Source organism: Streptomyces sp. NPDC050121 (assembly GCF_044460385.1).
GTDB classification, from domain to species: Bacteria; Actinomycetota; Actinomycetes; order Streptomycetales; family Streptomycetaceae; genus Streptomyces; species Streptomyces soliscabiei.
The window spans coordinates 1-2634 of the sequence record NZ_JBITJV010000105.1; the positions used below are offsets into that span (position 1 = coordinate 1).

Annotated in this window: 3 protein-coding genes; 2 read left to right on the top strand and 1 reads right to left on the bottom strand. The window is 66.7% G+C overall.

The window, feature by feature from the left end; genetic code table 11:
• Window positions 1-205: 205 nt before the first annotated feature.
• Complete coding sequence (locus ACIBTS_RS49295) at window positions 206-979, bottom strand: helix-turn-helix domain-containing protein (protein WP_399328537.1); 774 nt, start codon at window positions 977-979, stop codon at window positions 206-208.
• Between the two features lie 321 nt (window positions 980-1300).
• Between ACIBTS_RS49295 and ACIBTS_RS49300 the strand changes: the two genes are divergently transcribed.
• Both ACIBTS_RS49300 and ACIBTS_RS49305 read left to right on the top strand, forming a co-directional pair.
• The gene (locus ACIBTS_RS49300; RefSeq protein ID WP_399328539.1) at window positions 1301-1801 is read left to right on the top strand and encodes a glycine-rich domain-containing protein; all 501 of its coding nucleotides are present in this window, start codon (window positions 1301-1303) and stop codon (window positions 1799-1801) included.
• A gap of 74 nt (window positions 1802-1875) precedes the next feature.
• Window positions 1876-2505: a class I SAM-dependent methyltransferase gene (locus tag ACIBTS_RS49305; protein ID WP_399328541.1), complete on the top strand. Its 630-nt coding sequence runs from the start codon at window positions 1876-1878 to the stop codon at window positions 2503-2505.
• The last annotated feature ends 129 nt before the right edge of the window (window positions 2506-2634 follow it).

Below are 2634 nucleotides of genomic sequence, written 5' to 3' on the forward strand. Positions count from 1 at the left end.
CCGCACGGACATGGCCTCCTGTTCGGCCATGTCGCGCAGTTGGATCGGCTCGTGGAGGCGGCCCAGCGCCCACGCACGGGCGCCGGTCGTGGTCGACGTCGATCCTGCGCGCCCGCTTGCGTGAACAGCCGGGCGGACTCGGCGGCCAGGCACCCGCACAGGGGGCGGCTCCCGCTGTTTCCATGCAGGAGAGCGCCCTGATCCCTCACTGCGGTGTGGTCGAGTACCGCTCGATGCTCGCGCGGCCTGTCGATCGGTCGAGCAGGCGCAGCTCCCATGGGCCCGTGTTCACATCGAAGTCTTTGCCGAACCCGACCCACTTGCCCGCCATACGTCGGCCTGTCGGCTCGATGAGTAGCTGAATCGCACCGTGGTACCGGGCGCCCTGGTAGTACCCGTTGGCCGCCGTCTGCTCGGTCCACGTACCGGTGACGACGTTCCGGTCAACCGTGAGATCCAGAGACAACGGGCTGTCCGGGTTGGTCGACGCTCCGGGCAGGCTCTGTGCCGTCAGCCGGTTGCCGTGCTGGACGATCACGACGTGGTGCTTGCAGTCGAACGCCTCCTCCCGGCTGGACGAGTAGAACTCGTACCGGGACAGCCAGATGCCCGCGTACTCGCTCTGCGGCTCTGGCTCCGGGTTCGTGACAGCGTCAGCCGTGCTGACTTCTCCAGCCTCCATGTCGTGGCCTCCTGCCCCGTCCGAGTGGACGCGTGCCATCGGAATCGCGAACCCCAGCGACTCGGGGGCACGGCCGGTGAACCGCTTCAGTGCGCGCGCATACAGCGGGCGGCATGTCCTGGTCTCCCCGGACTCCCAGCGTTGCACGAGTCGCTTGGAGGCGTCGTTCGGTTCCCCCAGCTCCTCGCCTGCGCCACGTAAGCCCCGGGCGAACTCGTCTTGGCTGAGGTTCATCGACTTGCGTACGGCGGTCAGCACGTCGTTGGGGATTCGCTCGCCCTCGGCCGTAGTCGTCATGATCCGAGGGTAGCCACGCCACGACTCCAATGACACCGGTTTGACGTCTTCGGGGTGACACCGACATGACGCCCGAGGGACGCCTTGAACGTCGCCGCAATGGTCATGTCCGATCCGGAACATGGTGGTCATGTCCATCCGCATCAGCACTTACACGGTGAGAGCCGACGGCACGCAGACCAAGCCACGAACCCTGTACGAGGGTGAGGGCGGGGAACCCCTTGCTACTGGCCTGATGCCGCCGTGCCTGTGCCCCGAGTGCAGGGGTGGGCGACATGACCGGAGCACCACGGACCCCCAATTACGTGGAGGTAAGCCAGCATGAGCACGGCAGTAGCGATCCGTGACCCGAAGGCGTACGTCACGCCGGACGTCTGGGAGCGGGAGGTAGCCCTCCTCCTCCGCAACCCGCAGAACACACGCGAACGGGCAGAGGCCAAGTTCGGACAGGCCATTGCCTACCTGGTCACGTGCGGCGAGAACCCGGACCTTCTCATGGGCCCATCTGAGCAGGTGGACGAAGCGTGGCACTCGTTCATGCTCGACTCGATCCCGTACCACCATTTCACCAGCCGGCACTTCGGCCGGTACATCCACCACGTCCCAGAGCTTTCGGCAACGACCGCCGGACTCCAGTGCGTCAGCGACGACGAGGCGGTGCGGGACGGGCACAGCCCCAGGACCGGTGGCCCGCTCGTCCTGGAGCAGACGATCAAGGCCATCAAGGCGGCCGGGTTCGAGATCGATCCCGACCTGTGGGACATGGAGGACGCGGCCGACTGCAACCAGTGCCACGCCGGGTGTCACGACTCGCCCAAGTAGTAGTGAGCAGCGTGTGAGTTGGGGCCTGCCGCCGTACGTTGGGGGTGGGCCCCTCTTGCCGGAAAGGATCCCCGATGTCATTGGCTGAGTCCTGGGACAGGTACGCGGTCGAGAGCAAGCCACGCAGGACCGTGAACATCAAGGGCGATACGACATGGCTGAACTGGACCCAGTACGCCGAGCACGGGCCGAACGAGAGCGTTCTGGGTCCCGTGGCCGGATGCCGGGTGCTCGAACTCGGCTCGGGGAGCGGTAGCAACCTCGCGCACCTGGTGACGCTTGGCGCGACTGGTCAAGGGGTGGACATCGCCCCCGCCCGCGAGGCGGTCGCGCGGGAGCGCTGGGGCAACCTGCCGGGCCTTGAGTTCCGTACGGCGGAGGCGACGGCGTTCCTGAACGAGACGGACGAGACATTCGATGTCGTCCTCTCGATCTTTGGCGCCGTGTGGTTCGTCGATCCGGACACTCTGCTTCCACTGATCCGCTCGCGTATGGCGCAGGGCGGCATCCTGGCCTTCTCACATTTGCCACCAGGCAGTCATGGGCCCAAGCCGACCAAGGCTGGACTGCGGCACGACCGCACTCCGGATGAGTGGGGGCGCATCCTGACGGGACACGGCTTCTCTGACGTGTGCGCGTCTCTGATCGACCCGCCAGAGGGCAGGGTCGTGGGCACGATGCTTGTCCGAGCCTTGGCGGCCTGACCGCAAGGCTTTGCGCCTGCCTCAGGCGCTCTCTTGCTCCAGGTGGTGGCGCCGTCGACCGCGATCCTGGCCGGGGTGGTGCTGACCCTGGCGCTGACCGCGCTCGGCTGGTGGGGCGAGATACGGCAC